14 protein-coding genes are annotated in these 17,265 nt (G+C 47.3%); 2 read left to right on the forward strand and 12 right to left on the reverse strand.

The features are described 5' to 3' along the window. Genes vasI through tssB form a run of 12 tightly spaced genes read right to left on the reverse strand, consistent with a single transcriptional unit; the run spans position 1 to position 13,490 of the window. The gene (vasI, locus tag AACS90_RS08625) at positions 1-690 is read right to left on the reverse strand and encodes a type VI secretion system-associated protein VasI (protein WP_099109461.1); all 690 of its coding nucleotides are present in this window, start codon (positions 688-690) and stop codon (positions 1-3) included. Then, entirely contained in the window at positions 687-1,481 is a 795-nt protein-coding gene (locus tag AACS90_RS08630; RefSeq protein ID WP_099120303.1) for a Fis family transcriptional regulator, read from the reverse strand. The genes vasI and AACS90_RS08630 overlap by 4 nt, the downstream gene beginning before the upstream one ends. Next, a complete protein-coding gene (tssH, locus tag AACS90_RS08635) occupies positions 1,481-4,198 on the reverse strand; it encodes a type VI secretion system ATPase TssH (RefSeq protein WP_099120304.1) in 2,718 nt (905 codons plus the stop codon). Before tssH ends, AACS90_RS08630 begins: the two co-directional genes overlap by 1 nt. Before the next feature lie 9 nt (positions 4,199-4,207). Next, the gene (gene icmH, locus AACS90_RS08640; RefSeq protein WP_099120305.1) at positions 4,208-4,987 is read right to left on the reverse strand and encodes a type IVB secretion system protein IcmH/DotU; all 780 of its coding nucleotides are present in this window, start codon (positions 4,985-4,987) and stop codon (positions 4,208-4,210) included. A 15-nt stretch (positions 4,988-5,002) separates the two neighbouring features. Next, complete coding sequence (gene tssK, locus AACS90_RS08645; protein ID WP_099120306.1) at positions 5,003-6,355, reverse strand: type VI secretion system baseplate subunit TssK; 1,353 nt, start codon at positions 6,353-6,355, stop codon at positions 5,003-5,005. A 2-nt stretch (positions 6,356-6,357) separates the two neighbouring features. After that, the gene (tssJ, locus tag AACS90_RS08650) at positions 6,358-6,915 is read right to left on the reverse strand and encodes a type VI secretion system lipoprotein TssJ (protein ID WP_099109466.1); all 558 of its coding nucleotides are present in this window, start codon (positions 6,913-6,915) and stop codon (positions 6,358-6,360) included. Continuing rightward, complete coding sequence (gene tagH, locus AACS90_RS08655; protein ID WP_099120307.1) at positions 6,899-8,194, reverse strand: type VI secretion system-associated FHA domain protein TagH; 1,296 nt, start codon at positions 8,192-8,194, stop codon at positions 6,899-6,901. Before tagH ends, tssJ begins: the two co-directional genes overlap by 17 nt. Before the next feature lie 5 nt (positions 8,195-8,199). After that, entirely contained in the window at positions 8,200-9,252 is a 1,053-nt protein-coding gene (gene tssG, locus AACS90_RS08660) for a type VI secretion system baseplate subunit TssG (protein ID WP_099120308.1), read from the reverse strand. Continuing rightward, complete coding sequence (gene tssF, locus AACS90_RS08665) at positions 9,216-11,051, reverse strand: type VI secretion system baseplate subunit TssF (RefSeq protein ID WP_099120309.1); 1,836 nt, start codon at positions 11,049-11,051, stop codon at positions 9,216-9,218. The genes tssG and tssF overlap by 37 nt, the downstream gene beginning before the upstream one ends. Further along, the gene (gene tssE / locus AACS90_RS08670) at positions 11,052-11,492 is read right to left on the reverse strand and encodes a type VI secretion system baseplate subunit TssE (protein ID WP_099109470.1); all 441 of its coding nucleotides are present in this window, start codon (positions 11,490-11,492) and stop codon (positions 11,052-11,054) included. 2 nt (positions 11,493-11,494) lie between these two features. After that, positions 11,495-12,973, reverse strand: coding sequence for a type VI secretion system contractile sheath large subunit (gene tssC / locus AACS90_RS08675; protein WP_099109471.1), 1,479 nt, complete (start codon positions 12,971-12,973; stop codon positions 11,495-11,497). A gap of 19 nt (positions 12,974-12,992) precedes the next feature. Then, positions 12,993-13,490 carry a type VI secretion system contractile sheath small subunit gene (gene tssB / locus AACS90_RS08680; protein WP_099120310.1) on the reverse strand — a complete coding sequence of 166 codons (498 nt, stop codon included), beginning with the start codon at positions 13,488-13,490 and terminating at the stop codon, positions 12,993-12,995. Between the two features lie 932 nt (positions 13,491-14,422). Between tssB and AACS90_RS08685 the strand changes: the two genes are divergently transcribed. Both AACS90_RS08685 and AACS90_RS08690 read left to right on the forward strand, forming a co-directional pair. Next, entirely contained in the window at positions 14,423-14,941 is a 519-nt protein-coding gene (locus AACS90_RS08685) for an Hcp family type VI secretion system effector (RefSeq protein WP_086954674.1), read from the forward strand. A 586-nt stretch (positions 14,942-15,527) separates the two neighbouring features. Then, complete coding sequence (locus AACS90_RS08690; protein WP_099120311.1) at positions 15,528-17,201, forward strand: ShlB/FhaC/HecB family hemolysin secretion/activation protein; 1,674 nt, start codon at positions 15,528-15,530, stop codon at positions 17,199-17,201. The last annotated feature ends 64 nt before the right edge of the window (positions 17,202-17,265 follow it).

Raw genomic sequence — 17,265 nt, forward strand, 5'->3', positions numbered from 1 at the left:
TTACCAACGACAGGCTTCGCGCAATGGTTTCGCGGCCTGCTCCAACTGAGAAATGTTAAAAGTGATCTGACTGCCTTGTTCTGGGGTGATGGTCATATGTTCGCTGCCCATTAAGCGTTTGATTTCATCAATCCCCGGCAGACCACGGCTGGATTCCCATAAGTAACCACTCTCCCGCAGGAACCATTCGGTTTTGAACAGAGTTTTGTTCGTCGTGACAGTCACCGCGCCGGATTCCGCAGGCTTAGGCAAAGCAACCTGCAAACGGGTGATGCGGTCAATACAGCTGAGCATCAGAACAGGGCGCGGAGGGGGAACCCCAACAGCGGGGGTTGTCAGAATGATCCGGGTTGTGCCGTTTTCTCCCCGCGAGACAATGAAGCCAGTCGAATGGTCAGTTCGCTGCATCTCCTGCTCCATCGCCTGTCGCCACATAGGCCCCATATTTTCCAGCGTAACTGGCACAGTACCGATTTTAAGGTTATCGAATTCCCGGTCATAACATGCCAGTCGGATAAGAGGGGAGCGCTCAAAGCGACATTTTTGCAGCTCATCCAATTGTTTTTCCTGTTGTAAAACCACTTCCTGTGGTTTGGACGCTGCGGTTTTCTGTGCTTCTGCTATCTCCGCAAGTGTGGGACTGCCTGCCAATGACACCAGTAATGAACTGATAATTAAAGAAATATTCATAATCTACACCCGTATTTAGCCAGTTTGTAAACCAACGTCCGCTGGGCGATTCCCAGACTTTGCGCGATCAGTCTGGTATCGTTGCCAAACTGGCGCTGACGTTGAACTAACACGGCACTTTCAAATTCTTCTATGGCCTTTGGCAGATTATCGATGTGACTGTAATCCACGGAGATACTGCCTGCTCCTGCGTTTTTGGATTCACTCAGGGAAGCAAGCAGTTCATCCAGTTGTTTTTCTTTTTGACGCTGAACCTGAAATACCTGACGGATTTGACGTAATTGCCCACGCAGCTGTTCGAGTTCCTGCAACTTTTTAAGTCGGTGCTGCATAACGTGGCAATAAATGCCGAACATGTTTTCATTGTTAGTAAAATAACTGACATTTTCGGCAAAAATGGCAATAACACCGCAGGCCTGCCCGTTGCAGTCAAACAGTGGAATGCCATACAGCCCGCAGTTATGCGGTAACTCGGCAATGAATGTACGGAAGTGAGGATCGTCAATGCGCGCACCGTGATTCAGGGAATCCCACACTGTGGGCGTTCCCTTGCGCATTACCTGTATCAGCGGGTTATTGACGTCATCAATATCCAGATACAATCGGCGTGAGCTGATTTCATCAGGTTCTGGCAAATTACAGCATTCCAGCCTGTTTTCATGGATGTTGAGCAAGAAAACCAACAGGGCATCAAAACGCGAGTTTTGGCTCACCAGCAAAAAGTGGTCAACCAGTTGTTCAATAGTGTCATCTTCCAATAACGCTAACGCGCTTTTCAGCCGCTGTTTCATTATTCTGCCTCCTCAACCTCTGCCTGAAACTCATGTTCTGCTACGGTTAAACGAATGGCACTGATCGCGGTGCCTGCGGCCATTTTCTGCAACAGCAGTAATGAAACCGGCGGTAACAGCGCGCCATCAATAATCGACTCCAGCATACGGGCACCGTTTTCAGCGCGGGTAGCGCGCAGCAGGATCTCTTCTGATACGTCATCGCTGATGGTGACTTCGGCGTTGAAGCGTTGAGTCAGCAGTTTATCCAGTCGGGCCAGTTTGCCCTGAATGATGGTTTTCAGTGTTTCATGGCCCAGTGGCAGATAAGGGATCACTTCCATACGTGCCAGCAATGCCGGTTTGAAGAAGGCGGCCAGTTCAGGATAAAGCTGATCGTTGATCTGCTCAGGCTGCTCGGCATAATCCACAATGGTCTGGTAACCCAGATTGGAGGTCAGGAAGAACACAACGTTTTTACAGTCGATGATGCGCCCTTCACCGTCTGCCAGTTCACCTTTATCAAAGGCCTGATAGAACAGGTTCAGTACGTCCGGGTGCGCTTTTTCCACTTCATCCAGCAGAACGACGGAATAAGGTTTCTGACGAATTGCTTCGGTCAGTACACCGCCTTCGCCATAACCCACATAACCCGGAGGAGAACCGATCAGGCGTGAAACGGTGTGTTTCTCCTGAAACTCCGACATATTGATGGTGGTGAGGTACTGACGGCCACCAAACATCAGTTCGGAAATTTGCAGTACAGTTTCGGTTTTACCGACACCACTTGGCCCTACCAGCAGGAAGGCACCCAGAGGACGACCCGGACGGCGTAAATCAGCACGGGCAGTCAACAGATGTTTATGCAGGCACTGAATGGCAACATCCTGACCTTTAATGCTCTGCCCCAGATGAACAGGCAACTCAGTCACAATTGACAGCTCGCTCTGTGACAGGCGGTTCAGCGGAACGCCCGTCCATTCAGCGATAACACCGGCAATCTGAGTTTTGTCGACATGTGGGGAAACCAATGTTTGTTTTTTCTGAAGTTCTGCCAGCTGTTCATTGAGTTCAGCCAGTTTTTCGATCAGAGATTTCACATCAGCCGGTTCAGTGACCGTTTCTTCCTGTACTTCTTCTTGCTCAGTCGCATCATGTTCTGAGTTGTCAGAAACTTCATCCGCAGCCTGTTTTTCTCTATCGGCATTCTGACTGGCTTCTTTATCATCAGACAGAAGCTGACTGCGCAGTTCGATTATCTGCTTCACCAGTTCCTGCTGCTGTTGCCAGTCGCTTTCCAGAGCGGTCAGCTGTTCCTGAGTTTCCTGCTGCTGGTTTTGCAGTTCTTCCAGTCGTTCTGAATGCTCGTTCAGACCCATCCGCTGCTCTCTTTCCAGCACGTCGATTTCCATCTGCATCTGATGCAGTTCGGTTGTCAGTGAGGAGATCTGGCGTGGTGGCGATGTCAGGTTAATGGCTACGCGGGCACAGGCGGTATCCAGTACGTCAATGGCTTTATCCGGTAGCTGGCGGCCGGAGAGATAACGGTCACTCAGTACCGCCGAGGCTTTCAGTGCTTCATCATCAATCAGGACACCGTGTGCCTGCTCGTAAATGGCTCGCAGGCCACGCATGATGACAGTCGCTTCTTCCGCACTTGGTTCAGAAACTTTGACCAGCTGGAAACGACGGGACAGAGCCGCATCTTTTTCGAAGTATTTTTTGTACTCGCTCCATGTGGTCGCGGCGATGGTTTTCAGTTCGCCACGTGCCAGTGCAGGTTTCAGCAGGTTGGAGATATCCAGTCCGCCAGCCTGATTACCTGCGCCAATCAGCGTATGGGCTTCATCGATAAACAGAATGATCGGTTTTGGTGATTGAATCACTTCAGCCATAATGCCTTTGAAGCGTTTTTCAAACTCACCTTTAACTGCCGCACCAGCCTGCAATGCCCCCAGATCCAGTGTCATTAATTCACTGTTACGCAGTTTTTCCGGAACGCGATCGTTGATGATGCGCAGTGCCAGACCTTCAATCAAAGCACTTTTACCGACACCTGCCTCACCCACCACAATCGGGTTGTTCTTACGGCGACGGCAGAGAATGTCGATCATCAGGTCAATTTCATTATCACGGCACAGTACCGGATCGAGTTTGCCCTGACGCGCCTGCTCCGTCATATTCTGGGTAAAACGGGCCAGCAGGCTGTCGCTGTTTGCCGGATGAACGCCCTGCCCTTCTTTATCATCGGTACTGAAAGGCTGTTCGGCAGAGCCATTTGTCCATTCAGCGAAATTCTGACGCAGCAGCTCACGGTTAATACCCGCCAGCAGGCGCGCAGACTGCGGAGCCAGATAACGCAGCGGGCTGAACAATAATGCGATCAGCAGTACACCACTGCGCAGTTCGGTATGCTGCATTTCAGTGGAAGCCAGCAGCCAGCTATCCTGCAACCATTCCACCAGCATCGGGGAGAAGTTAGGGTAAGTCTGTACAATCGACTGATGATGAGTCATCACCTGATCGAGTTGTTCTTTCAGCAGATCTTTATCGATCTCTGCTTTGTTCAGGATCAGACGCACGTCACTGAGTGGTGTTTCGATCATCTGAAGCAGCAGTTGAGCCACAGTAATCTCTGGCTGTTGCTGACTGACGCAGGATGCCGCCGCCGCTTCCAGTGCATGGCGGGTCATCGGGTTTAAACGGTTTACAAGAGTGGGCAGATCAATCTGAATCATGGCGACTTCCTATCTTAATAATTTATTTAGCTGCTCTAATATGTACTGGGTCTGATCACCGAGGCGTATGGCATAAAAACTATAAATAGCAATCAGCAGACCTATGCCTATCGCAAACAGATGTTTGATCTTCCAACGCCGGATCAGGCGATAACTTGCATCGCGCTCGTTGACGTTGACATACAGCGTGGTCGGCGGAGCATCTCCACGCAATGAGTGAAGCTGTTGCTGCAAGCGGCGGAACAGGCGATCAAAGTCATCACTTTTCTGGGTGCTGACTTTGTAACGCCCGCGGTAGCCAAGACAGAGGCAGAGGTAAATAAACTCCAGCAGATGCTGGTAGCGCTGAGCCTCTCCCATCAGGCGTTCAAGCAATACAAAGACTTTTTCTCCCCCCCATGTTTCATTGTGGAAGTGCACCAACAGTGATTGCTTCAACCAGCCATTCTGGCTATTCCAGCCGTGCCCCAATGCGGTTTCATCAATGAAGGTGCACAGTACGTAACGGAATGAAACAATCGCACCGGGTTCATAGCCCTTGGTTTGCAGAAGCTGCTCAATAGCACGAATGTCAGTAACAACCTGTTGGTAAAGCTTATCTGGCAGCGCCTGATCACTCATGTCCTGCAAACGCAAAACCATCCCCAGTAAAGGGGTGGCGGCATCGATCATCGGGTTGAGGCTTTCACCACGCAACGGGAGCTGGTACTGGCGCTGAAACGTTTTCAGTGTTTCAGCCTGTTTTTCAAATTTTTCCAGTGACGGACTGTCAACATTGATATCACTCATGCCTAATCCTCATAACTAGTCCTTACCGCCCCTGATAGCCCAGAGCTGCATATCCAGGTCAGGGAAATCCCCTGAGACGTGGAATGCAATGGAGTTACCCTGTTGGATCTCTTTCCATGCCGGGCTCTTCTGATCCAGACGGAAGTAGGTATATCCGGAGTGATATGGCAACTGACGAGGAGCTGCGGACAGTGCAATCAGTGGTACACCCGGCAACTGGACGCTGACCAGATCGCGGATACGCTCCATTGAGGTGACTTTGGTCTGCTGGACGAACTGACGACGCAGCTGTTCCTGCGGAGTGCTGGCGCTGATCGCCAGAACAAATTCAGCTTTGCGCAGCAGGTCGTTATCGTGCAGCGTGGCAACGCGAATTCCACCTTCGTTCTGTTTCAGGGCAATCGATGTTGCGCGCGGTGTCAGAACAACGTTCAGTGCATCACGGATGGCATGCATGGCATCCTGAAAGGTATCGGTCAGGTTATTGTGGTCATAGGCCAGAATATTGCCCGGCAGACGGCTCGCATCGGTAAAGGTTCTCAGCTCACCGCAGGTCTGGATCAGCTGGGTGTACAGATGCAGCGGATGCAGAACGCTTTGCTTAGCATAATGGTTGTACAGCGGCTGAACGCGGTTCAACAGCTGGAGCATCATAAACTCAGCCACATCTGCAATCCCCTGCTGGCCCGGCGAACCGATACGCTTCGCTAATGTTCTTGAGCGCTCTGTCAGCAGACCATCGATTTCCACCATGAAGCGCTTGAGTTTGTCAGCAACGAAAATGGACAGGCAGGTCGGGATAAATTCATTATCCAGCACGATAGTGCCATCTTTCTGTTTTTCTTTAATGCGGCACAGCGGAATCGCGGTGTAAGCACTCATATCCTCAGAGCCCTGCATCAAGACTGGTGTCAGCTGAGCAAGATTCAGGATGGAAGAGTCACCGCCTTTGGTATGTAAGTCACGGACATCACCCGGCAGCTCGCGATAACGCACTGCGCTCTGGGTTTCAGCATCCCGATCAGCCACTTCACGAATGGTGTCGCTCGACATGGGTAATGCCAGATAGATATCCTTACTTTTCAGGTCATTGATGTTTTCGATATCCAGCGGTTTTGGCAACAGATCCTGACTGGGTGCTGCGAATATTGTGCCGTCCGGCATAATACCGCTGGCTTCGGTAATACCGATGCGCCCCAGCTTGAGCAAATCATCATTGATGCTCATGGAGCTGAAACCATGACCGTATGCTGTCAGTACAGAGACGAGGCTGTGGGCCAGATAATCATTATGTTTTTGTTGTTGTTGGAAATGCTGTGGCTTGATGAATAATCCTTCGTGCCAAATCACCCGATTCTTTCCTGGCATGATTACTCCTCCTCCTCTTTTCTAAGTTCGACGTCGTTATTTCTGACATGCACCAAGATGTTGTAATGGCGTCCCATGTCTTTTACCCGGATGATCTTTTTCCATTCAGACTGATTGACATCTGCATAGTGGACGATGACACCGATATAACGGTTTTTCTTTTCTAATGTGATCACTTCCAGCGGCTTGTATTGCCCCGGCAGCAGGGTGTAATCCTGATGATCGATGTAGTTTTTCCCCAGCGCCTTTTCGAGTTTGTCACTTTCAAGCTGGTCATAATCGGCAGCCAGAAAACGTGAATCCTCACTGAGATAAACCAGATTCATCTCAACAGGTGCCGGTTCACCACTTTCATTGGGGTTAATGTTGGGTTCAGCCAGTAACGTGATATTGGCAACAGAAGCCTGATCACTCGGCCTTCCTACCGGCGTGGAAGGATCCCAGATGACCTGACCGACTTTTTTGGTTGCGTTCCATGCACTGCTACAGCCGTTCAGTAACATCGCTGACAGTAATAAAATCCCTACCGACCATATGCGCTGACTACCGGAACGTTTCATCACTGGCGTCCTCTAAGCCCTGACGCAATGCGCGGTCATAAGCCTGCTCGTACACCTCACGGAAGAGCTTTTCAAACCCCTGCTGGCGGCTGGAAGCTAATTCACGGTAGTAGTTGGTATACATTTCCCACGCCCATGAAGCATCTTTGTTTCTGGCGTCACTGCTGCGGCGATAGTGTGAAAACCGGCGGAGCAACTGCTCAGGAGAAAAGGCTTCCAGCATGGTATCCAGCGCCGCAGAGATCGCTTCCCGGTTGGCCTGATAATGCAGTTGCAGGTTATGCAGGCTTTCTGCGACAGCAGCGGGAGCTGACAGGTGAACCGGGCTTTTCTGCTCGGAGAACATCACCTGCATCGTGGTGTCGTAATCCATATTCAGGCGCAGTGGGTTGTCTTCGATCGGACGAAGTTGCTTATCACGCAGCCCGTGCTGTTCACGCTGGAGAGCCAGTAATCCTTCGATTGCCGCTTTCATGGTTTTACCCATTTCCTGCAAGAAATCGTTGGCCTGCTGCGTGTCGTGCAGAGGCAACTGCGTATCCAGCCCGCGCATCAAAGGCGTAATCGCGACATGGTCAACATCCATATCTTCATAGTGCTGCTCGGAAACGATATCCGGTAAATCAAGGAACTCCTGATCCATAACACTGCCTCGGTTATCAGAAATAGGGTTAGCAAATGGAGGGGATTGATAATGATCCGGAGGCAGAAGCTGCTCGGTATCATCAGCGTCAACCTGCTGTTTCAATGTGGTCAGGCTTTCACTGTCCAGTACCCGGAGAGGGTCATCGCTGAAACGGTGCATCACCGTCGGAGCAACGCTGTCATCTTTGGCAAATGCAGACTTTTGCAGCGACACACCTTCCATCATGGCATCCAGCGGGTTGCTGTAACTGGAAACCAGCGATTCAGGTGATACCGTCGAAGGATCGACCCGATCTGACTCAGAGAAGCTGATGTGGATCTTGATCGACAACTTGCCGACTTTAATCTGATCGCCCTGCTGTAAACGGATCAGGCTGGACTGCGGTGTTAATGTGGCATTATTGATCTGCACGGCATCAGACAGCACTTGCAGGCAGAATGCACCATCACGCCACTGAATAGAGAATTGTGACGGGTGGATATTGCCCTGACTGTCCTGAACAGACCACAGGTGACTTTCACTGCTGCCGACCGTACCGCCCTGTGGCGAAAACTGGCAGCTGGCGGCTCGGCCACTCTCCAGTTGCTCACTGTTGATAACCCGCAATGAAAGGGTTGGTTGATGTTTTTCCATAGTCGTTATTCCATAACTGAAATTGTGACAGAGGGTTTCTTTTCCGGCTCACCGAGAAAACTGGTCCATCCCAGATGGTTATGCTGTTGTGCCCCCAGAACCATGCCGCCAACCTGATTTTCCGCCAGCCCGAGACGCAGCTCCCACGCAAACTGACTACGCATGACGAAGGAAATGAACATGACTAACGGGAGATAGTTTTTTCCGTCCGGCAGGAATGACAGGAACCGATCACGGGGCAGATTGTTGATACTGAGCAGGAATTTCCCGCTGTAGTCCCCGATCCATGAACCGATGGTGAAGTTTTGTCCTAATACTGACAGCTCGGTATCACCAATCGTTTGCCCCTTATTGGTGCCACCCAGACGATTTTGTTGATCAACCGGGATCGTGACTTTTCTGAACTGCCAGCCGTGCAGGGTGACATCCTGTAAGTCAAAACAGTGGGAAACCAGGCTGCATATCACTTCCGGTGAGCGGCCGGGACTTGCCAGCAACCCGGCATAGGCCAGCATTTTGCTGTGATTGATATTCAGCATCCGACGGTTAACGTCACTGCCTAACCCCACCAGCGAGAACATGCGCTGGGAAAAACCGTCTTCCCCGCCTTTCTTAAAGCAGATGTAATAGCGGTACTTCCGCCAAATCTGGTGCAGGAGCGTGATTAAACGATGGTTAAACAGGTTGAGAAAATCCGTCAGCCGGTTTTCACCCTGAGCGTCTTCCCATGCCAGTGAATCCAGGTAATAACCCGGCATCGGGGACTGGCTGCCATGTAGCCCCATAAAAGAGACTTCCAGCTCAAAATACCCCTGTTTGGACTGCGTCAGTGAAACCACATCACGGGTAGGAAATGCCAGACTAGCGCTGGATTTGAAGCGGACAGATTCACGTTCAGGCCGATCCGTCTCTCCGGTTTTTTCCCACGCTACCGCCAGCTGATTGAGCAGCTCAACCAACTGGTAAAAGTTGTAGCGCGAGATGTCCAATTCCAGCGCTTTGGCAGGACTCTGCGCTGTGATTACATCAACGAGTGTTGACCTATCTGTACCGGCCATTCATAACATTCCTGATTATCTAGATTGATTACCTTCAACATATGAAAAGCGTTGACGCTGGCATACAGTGAGAAAAACCGTGACAAAATCGTACTGAACAAATAAAGCTCACCTTCTGAGCTGAATGCCTGCTGCCGGATATACAAAGTAGAGCGCAAACCACGTACCGGCTGGCCCCGGAACAGACGATCCGTCGGCTCTGTCTCGATTTTTTCAATAGCATCAAGCCGTTTCTGTGATGATCGTTTAGACTGTCGGTTGTGAATACTCGGGAAATCGTAAGTACGCAGCACCTGTTTCAGTGCATCTCTATCCAGCAGTGACATGTAGTTCAGCGACATGTTCGACAACAGCGACCAGTGCAGTCCGCCGTCCAACAACGGGTAAAGCGGCACGGACGGGCGTGTGATATTGCGGAATGTCGCAAATGACGGGCTGCCGATAGACGGGTAATTAATGTCTCCGACACGGAGTTCCAGCGGCAATTCACGGTTGGTACACGTCAGGCTGACGGAAACATTCTCTTTCAGTCTGAGCCGCAGCAGATCAGATTCATCACCACGGACAAATGAGATGAAATGTTCCAGCCCTCTGCGGAAAGGTGACTCTTTCACCCGCAGACGGTAGTAACGCATTGAGCGTTCATCTTCGTTATCAATCTGGTGATTGAAACTTTCAAACGGGGTATAAACCCGCTCACCGACACGTGCCCGGCTGCGCTCACCATTCTCTCCCGTCAGCCAGCTTTCTACGCCGTCGATAGAGAAAATATCGTAGTTATCCGGGAAGCTATAACTGGCCTTCAGCGGGTATTCCGTCTGGCTACCATTAAGTTCAATCGCTTCGCTGTCCATCGGGAACAAATTAATCGCCGGTGTACAGTGCAAACGGAAAGTGTCATGGCGGATCTTAGCTTCGGGTGGCAGTGCCTGAGAAAAATGTAAATTCAGTTTGAAATCTTTTGTCTTGAGATCTTCAGGCAGTTCCGGCAAACCCTTCACGTCAAAAAACAGGAAGCTTTCCGCAAAACAGAAATATTCCTGCAAAATGCGATAACCCATGTAAGCATTTTTAGGGTAAGGCAGCAGTGCATCTTCCCGCTCAAACCCAACCGGTACAAAGTCAAAATCCGGCAAAGGGATCACCTTATCACCGATCACCAGTTCCGCTTTTCTGAAGTAGTAACAGAGCCAGAAATAGAGTTGCGAAGTGGTATAGTCATCACCACTGAGGTAAAAGCGTAATTTATCCAGTTCCAGTTCATGGAGATTCAGTTCCGTTTTTGAGGCAAAGTTCAGGCCAATGATCCCCTGCTCATTACTGTTATTAACGGAAATATCCTGAATAGAAAGTGGGAAAAGCCAGACATCACGGCATAAGGTGAAAGTACAGCGGCTGTGATCATCCCTTTTGCCATTCGACTGCTTTTCATTCGAGTAAATATCATCATGAGCTGCCAGCGCATTACTCATAATCTGTGTGCCACGTTTAACCTGTGTCGCTTTTGTCACCACACTCTCATCAGGGGTATATTCGATGATGGTCATGCTGGGAGTCGGACGCAGATAATTAGGCCAAAGCATATTAAGCAGGCCATGAGTCAGTTCAGGGAACTGATCATCAATTTTTGCCCGCAGATTGCCTGTCAGGAATGCAAAACCTTCAAGCAAACGCTCAACGTCAGGATCTGAGCCTTGTTCAGACAGAAAAGCGGCAAGATGAGGACGCTCAACTGCGGCTTCTTTCCCCAGTTGTCGCAAATAGTTCAGCTCATCTCTGAAATATTTTTCAAATGACATTTATTGAGTTCGCTCCAGGCAATAGCGCCGGTTGTTGTCCAACTGGATGCTGAATTCCACAACATCGTTGATATCATCCAGGGAAACTTCCGCACTGATATGAAAGCTCAATAACAACGGATCTGACTCATCATTGATGGCGCTGACTGACACCGCTGATATTCTGGGCTCATAATTTCTGATGCACTCTTCTATCGCCCATTCGATACTTTGCTTGAAATCCACTGAGGTTGCAGTTGCGTCATTAAGGTCAATGACACCCAGTTCAATGGCACTCTGGCAGGCACCAGGGCGCGAATTAAGCACTTCATTCAAATGTTTCTTTATAGAATCAAGCAGAGCACGCATCCTTGACTGACGGGAAGAGCCGGAGCTCTTCCCTTGAATGCGCTCGAACAGACTGGCAGAGCTGCCTCTGTTCCAACTGTACAGCGCAGCCATGATTATTCCTTATCCAAACGTCCGACCAGCGACAGTTCGAAACTCGCACCCATGTATTTGAAGTGTGGGCGAACCTGCATCGCAACCTGATACCAGCCTGGATCGCCTTCAACGTCCAGAACCTTGATTTCAGCAGCACGCAGTGGGCGACGGCTACGAACGTCAGTTGGTGGGTTTTCCTGATCAGCAATGTACTGTTTCAGCCACATGTTCAGTTCACGTTCCAGATCCTGACGCTCTTTCCAAGAGCCGATCTGCTCACGCTGCAACACTTTGATGTAGTGAGCCAGACGGTTGATGATGAACATGTATGGCAGCTGAGTACCCAGCTTGTAGTTAGTTTCCGCAATGTTGCCTTCACGGGTGTTCGGGAACACTTTTGGTTTCTGCACAGAGTTTGCAGAGAAGAATGCTGCGTTATCGCTGCCCTTACGCATGGTCAGGGTGATAAAGCCTTCTTCTGCCAGTTCAAATTCACGGCGGTCAGTGATCAGAACTTCTGTTGGGATCTTCGCCTGTACCTGACCCATCGCTTCATACAGATGAACCGGCAGATCATTCACCGCACCACCACTTTGTGGACCGATGATATTCGGGCACCAGCGGTATTTAGCGAAGCTGTCTGTCAGGCAGCTTGCCAGCAGATAAGCGGTGTTACCCCACAGATAGTGCTCGTGGTCACGGCTGACATTTTCCTGATAGTTGAAGTTTTTGATTGGGTTTTCAACGGAGGAATATGGCAGACGCAGCAGGAAACGAGGTGCAGTCAGACCCAGATAACGGGAATCTTCAGATTCACGCAGTGCACGCCATTTGGTGTGTGAAGGGCCTTCGAAGACAGATTTCAGATCTTTGATAGCTGGCAGATCAGTAAACTGGTTCACACCGAAGAATTCAGGTGAAACAGAGGAGAGGAATGGAGAGTGAGCCATTGCTCCCACTGAGCTGACATACTGCATCAGTTTGATATCAGGCGTAGTGTTGTTGAAAGCGTAGTTACCGATGACAGCAGCAACAGGCTCACCACCGAACTGGCCGTAACCTGTAGAGTAAACATGCTTATAGAAACCGGACTGAATAATTTCTGGAGAGAACTCGAAGTCTTCCAGCAATTCGTCTTTAGTCGCATGGATGATGTTGATTTTGATGTTTTCACGGAAATCAGTGCGATCAACCAGCATTTTCAGTGAGCGCCAGGAAGATTCCAGCTCCTGAAATTGCTTAGCGTGCATGATTTCATCCATCTGCTCACTCAGCTTTTTATCAAGCTCGACAATCATTTTATCAACGAGGAGCTTATTGATAGGTTCTTCGTTAGAACCTGTATCCAGAATGCTGCCGATAAAAGCGGCAACACCCTGTTTTGCAATGTAGTAGCCGTCATTTTCAGGAGTCATTCTCGCTTGAGACATAATTTCATCAAGCAGAGAAGTGGTTGCGCCAGAAGCAAGTGCTGTGCTGTTTTCTTCGTGCTGAGCCATTTAGAATTCCTTTAACGAGTTATTTTTTATTGATGATTTCAAGTTCTTTCAGGAGTTGTTCACGAACGGATTCATCATCCAGCAGTGACTGCAGGCGAGCGCGAAATGCGGGGATATTTCCCAGAGGGCCTTTTAATGCAACTAATGCTTCACGTAGTTCCAGAAGTTTATTCAGCTCTGGTACTTTCTTGGCGATATTATCCGGTGAGAAATCACTTAGGGATTTTATTTCCAGATTAACTGGTAAATCTTCTTCACTTTTTTCATCGAGGCGATTAGGGACGTTAAAAGTCAGGTTGATATTCGCCTCATTCATTACGGCATTGAAGTTATTTTTATTAACAGAAACTGTTGGTCTTTCTTCAATTGGCGTATCTTCTGTTTTGCCTTTCAGGTCACCTACAACCAGAAGATTCAGTGGTAATTCAACTTCTGCTGTCTGATCACCGGTATTTGGAACATATTTAATATTAATTCTTTCTTTAGGAGCTACGCTACCAGGACTATTTTTACTCATATTTCAACCCTTTGGCTAATACAACCATGAACTGTCTAACAACCCATTATTGGTAAGATAATAATTACAATGTTATCCATATAACAAATACAGCAGAGCTTCCTAAAAAATAGGCATAGGAAAACAACTGTATTTGCAGACATAAGTAGACTTTTATATATCACCATATAGATAAATATAAGAAAGACTCTAACCAGTCGTGGAAATAACATCGATATAAAAAATCGTCAATAGTGAGTTTGACACTTTATTTTTTTGATGTAAAGCCAAAACACTAATTGATAACACCCTCTATTCTGGCTTTTAATACTTTTATTGTAGTTCTTGAAAATTTATAATTATTTTTCTCTTACTAAATAGATAAAAGTTTGGTTTTACTCTTTATAGGTGTATATAGACCGATTACCTATCAATTGTATAAAAAGAAATATTTTTCGTATGTTATGAATAAAATATAATCACCAAATTAGTGACCTTAGATTATCATAAAGTTCATTTTTTATTTCATTCCGATTAATTATCCCCCATAAAAACCCTTTCTGAATTCATTTTTTTGACACCCGTCACACTTTATTAATGATCATGAAAAATAAATAATTTAAAAATAAAAAATCATTATTTATCAATCTATTATAAAAAGCGAAAACTTGGAGATTAAATTTCACACAGGAATATAAGCTTACCGTTTATAAAAAATCAGCCATAAATCTCATAACAGCAATGATTATAAAATTTTTATTTGTCATTGAATTTAAGCTCGTCTTGCAATTTATAAATAACTTTGCATCAGAGAAATTCGGCCTTATTATTCGCTCCGAGTGTTCGGCATCGCTAATTTTATTTCATTTAGTGGGCATCATTTAGTGAATGGAATAATCACGCAAGGAATGAGCACTTACACTTATATTGGTAAATTTTTATAGGATATTCATATGCCAACTCCATGTTATATTTCCATCAATGGAAAAACTCAGGGTCACATTACTGCTGGCGCATTTACCGCTGAGTCAGTAGGTAATATCTTTGTTCAGGGCCATGAAGACGAAATGCTGGTTCAGGAATTTGACCACATCGTTACTGTTCCGACTGACCCACAGTCAGGCCAGCCTTCTGGTCAACGTGCACATAAGCCATTCCGCTTCACTGTTGCACTGAACAAAGCCGTTCCACTGATGTACAACGCACTGGCTTCCGGTGAAATGTTACCTACAGTAGAACTGAAGTGGTACCGTACTTCTATCGAAGGCAAACAAGAGCACTTCTTCTCTACTAAACTGGTAGACGCAACTATCGTTGACATCGACTGCAAAATGCCACACTGCCAGGATCCAGCAAAAGCTGAATTCACTCAGTTGGTTCGTGTTTCTCTGGCTTACCGTAAAATCGAGTGGGAACACACTACTGCTGGTACTTCTGGTGCTGACGACTGGCGTGCGCCAATTGTTGCTTAAGATCTTATTTATCAGATTTTAGATAATAAGTTTTAAGTAATAAATATTCAGCCAATGGGTATTATCCATTGGCTGAATTATATTCCCCAAATGAACCCCCTCCTGTTAATTTGATTTAAATCTCCTTTTTCTCATTTATATTTTATTTTTTGCTTTTTTCTGCAAGAAAGATTTTTAAATAGTGATTGTTTTTATAATAAATAAAAATATATAAATTAATAATTGCATGACTTATTAATAACCAATGTCACTTTCTGTCGAACCTATCTTTATAAAAAACAGTCTATATCCCCCTCATTAATTATTTGAAATTTTAGTTAATTCTCACCACTAATTTGAGTTAATTCCAAACCACCCAACAAAACATAACCAAAATGGGTTATGGTAAATAATTAAGTTAAATATATAACTATAAATAATCAAATGGAACGAACGACAACCAGTAATCAGAGCAAAATAAAATAATTTATATGCTTTAATGATTAATTAGTAAACCAGAATAACTATATATACCTAAGGGTTTTTCAGAAATAACCAGAAAGACGAAAGGTATGCGCAACTCAACCATAGCCATTTGGGTGCTACGATGTTCAAAAGGACGGCAGTTTTTATTTTATTATCTGTATCCCTTCAGGCCAGCGCACTGCCAGAAGCACCTGATGCTGTATTATCTATAGACGAAGCCAGAAGAACCTTACAGGATAGTTCACGGGAAATAGATCAGCTCATTGAACAGCGTCGCTACCGGGGATTTATCGAACGCTCTGATACCCTTTCACCCGAAACAGTTTCCCCAGTGCTAACTGAAGCCCCCGCATGTCTGGATATCAGCGGAGTGTATCTTCAGGGCATTACCCTGCTTTCTCTGGCGGAACTGGATACACTCAGTGCGCTGCCGGAACAGTGTATTACCAGCAATGACATTAATAGACTGACAGCAGAAATCACTAATCTGTATATCGCCAAAGGCTACATTACTGCCCGGGTGCAATTCATTCCCCCTAGTTATAATAGGGAGTTAGGGCTCAGTGTCATTGAAGGTTTCGTCGAAGCCATCGAAGGTGGTGACCGCTGGGTTAATAGCCGGATGTTATTCCCCGGGCTTATTAATCAGCCACTCAACCTGAATCAGCTGGATCAAGGGCTGGATCAGTCAAATCGTCTGCAATCGAATAAAACAACACTCGATATTCTGCCCGGCACAGTAAGCGGCGGCTCTATCGTCAGGCTGCATAACCGGCATTCCACACCGTGGCATCTCTCTGCAATAACGGATAACTACGGGCAAAAAAGTACAGGTAAATGGATCAGCAGACTGAATGCCAGCTTTGACAGTCCACTCGGGCTATCAGATTTTGTCAGCGTCAATGGAGTCAGCACCATTGATAAACCCAGCACCCAATATAATCGGGCGGCGACATTGTTCTATTCGCTGCCTTATGGTGCTGTCACTTTCAGCGGTTTTACCAGCTATTCCCAATATAAAAATCAGCTAAAGTTGCAACGCAACTCATTCAAACTGAGCGGAAACTCTCAGCAATCCGGTATGCGCATAGACTGGCTCTTTCACCGCAGTCAGTCACAGATTTCGACGCTCAACACTCAATTCGTTTACAAGGATTCCAACACCTATTTCAATGAATCCAAATTCAACGTCAGTAGTCAGAAACTAGCGGTGCTATCACTGGGAATAAGCCACTTACAAATTATTCCAAATGGACTTATCACTTTTGACACCGGCATTGAGCAGGGAACACCGTGGCTCGGTGCCCAGACAGCCACTCATAACCTGAATGAGCGATTCACCAAAGGAAAGCTGTCTGTCAATTTACACCAGAATTTCAAACTGTTTACTGTGCCATACCGCCTTAGCAGCCAGTTTTATACCCAATACAGCCCAAATGGACTCCCGGGCGTTGAGTGGCTCAATATTACCGATCGCAATGCGGTACGCGGGTTCAGCAAAAATACTCTCTCCGCTGATAACGGCTGGTATCTGAGAAACACCTTATCTTACGCAATACCGTTGCCTGAAAGTTCACTGACTTTGCGTGTCGGAGCCGATGTCGGCCAGGTTAAAAGCCATAACCGGCAGGAAGCATCGTGGAGCAGCAACGCAGGGGTCAGTGTCGGAGCGGCCTTACGCCATCAACACTTTCTGGCGGATATTGAGGTGAGCCGTGGCAAAACATTATCTCATCAGGACAGGGATAAAAGTGAGCCTATACAGCTATTAACCCGCTTTTCTTATTTATTTTAACCACCTGAATAATAACTATTTTTAACCGCAGCCAATCAGGGAGAACTTCTCCCCGGGATGCTGC

Origin of the sequence: Xenorhabdus sp. KK7.4, from assembly GCF_963876465.1 — a bacterium.
In the GTDB taxonomy this organism is placed as follows: Bacteria; Pseudomonadota; Gammaproteobacteria; order Enterobacterales; family Enterobacteriaceae; genus Xenorhabdus; species Xenorhabdus stockiae.

Bases quoted from the DNA above. Each gene is read 5' to 3' on its own strand.
- vasI (WP_099109461.1), bottom strand. From the start codon at position 690: ATGAATATTTCTTTAATTATCAGTTCATTACTGGTGTCATTGGCAGGC.
- AACS90_RS08630 (WP_099120303.1), bottom strand. From the start codon at position 1,481: ATGAAACAGCGGCTGAAAAGCGCGTTAGCGTTATTGGAAGATGACACT.
- tssH (WP_099120304.1), bottom strand. From the start codon at position 4,198: ATGATTCAGATTGATCTGCCCACTCTTGTAAACCGTTTAAACCCGATG.
- icmH (WP_099120305.1), bottom strand. From the start codon at position 4,987: ATGAGTGATATCAATGTTGACAGTCCGTCACTGGAAAAATTTGAAAAA.
- tssK (WP_099120306.1), bottom strand. From the start codon at position 6,355: ATGCCAGGAAAGAATCGGGTGATTTGGCACGAAGGATTATTCATCAAG.
- tssJ (WP_099109466.1), bottom strand. From the start codon at position 6,915: ATGAAACGTTCCGGTAGTCAGCGCATATGGTCGGTAGGGATTTTATTA.
- tagH (WP_099120307.1), bottom strand. From the start codon at position 8,194: ATGGAAAAACATCAACCAACCCTTTCATTGCGGGTTATCAACAGTGAG.
- tssG (WP_099120308.1), bottom strand. From the start codon at position 9,252: ATGGCCGGTACAGATAGGTCAACACTCGTTGATGTAATCACAGCGCAG.
- tssF (WP_099120309.1), bottom strand. From the start codon at position 11,051: ATGTCATTTGAAAAATATTTCAGAGATGAGCTGAACTATTTGCGACAA.
- tssE (WP_099109470.1), bottom strand. From the start codon at position 11,492: ATGGCTGCGCTGTACAGTTGGAACAGAGGCAGCTCTGCCAGTCTGTTC.
- tssC (WP_099109471.1), bottom strand. From the start codon at position 12,973: ATGGCTCAGCACGAAGAAAACAGCACAGCACTTGCTTCTGGCGCAACC.
- tssB (WP_099120310.1), bottom strand. From the start codon at position 13,490: ATGAGTAAAAATAGTCCTGGTAGCGTAGCTCCTAAAGAAAGAATTAAT.
- AACS90_RS08685 (WP_086954674.1), top strand. From the start codon at position 14,423: ATGCCAACTCCATGTTATATTTCCATCAATGGAAAAACTCAGGGTCAC.
- AACS90_RS08690 (WP_099120311.1), top strand. From the start codon at position 15,528: ATGTTCAAAAGGACGGCAGTTTTTATTTTATTATCTGTATCCCTTCAG.